The following is a 598-nucleotide window of genomic DNA, read 5'->3' on the forward strand; positions in this document are numbered from 1 at the left end:
CGCCGCAAACCGTATAAACCGCCACAAGAACTTGGTCAGCCATTTCTTCATCTGGCGCTTCGCAAATTTGCGGATAAGGCGCGATATGAAATGATGTGTCCACTCAAGCAGATTAGCGCGCTTGCCTCCCTTGTCGATCAATCCCATATCCTTCAGGTAATTATAGATCGGCCATGTTATGAGCCGCGCCACATCACTGTGACCGTGCGACGAAGAGCTGTGCCAGTTTGCCAGACCAGCAATTGACCACTCCATTTCAGCTGCACGCTTCGGGCCCGGGTGTATGGTGTGCTCAATGAATCGCTCCAGACTCATCGGTCCTTCATCTTCTGGTTCTGGCGTTTCGTGATGATCTAGTTCGGGGTCCTGAGCGCGCCCCTGCGCATACGCGGAGGGCCCCGTCCACGCAAGGGCGTCTGTTAGGTTCATGATGTGAAGTAATGCGAGTTCATCATAAGGAGTGAATCAGAAGTACCGGCCGTGAATCCGAAAGTGCCAAGACCAACCTGAGTCGTGCCACGCGCAGCACCCGGCAATGTAAATTCGGAGTGCTCAGGAACAACGGCCATCGAATTCGGGTTCATTGACACTCCGGGCT

The 598-nt window shown here is 54.0% G+C and carries 1 protein-coding gene; it reads right to left on the bottom strand.

Annotated elements, in window-relative coordinates; all coding sequences use genetic code 11:
- Nucleotides 1-315, bottom strand: a 315-nt coding sequence (locus AC1RO3_RS08305; RefSeq protein WP_481763974.1) for a hypothetical protein, incomplete at its 3' end; no start/stop codon positions are given.
- Nucleotides 316-598: the final 283 nt, after the last annotated feature.

Source organism: Dellaglioa sp. CoH-57-MRSF-19, assembly GCF_056781975.1.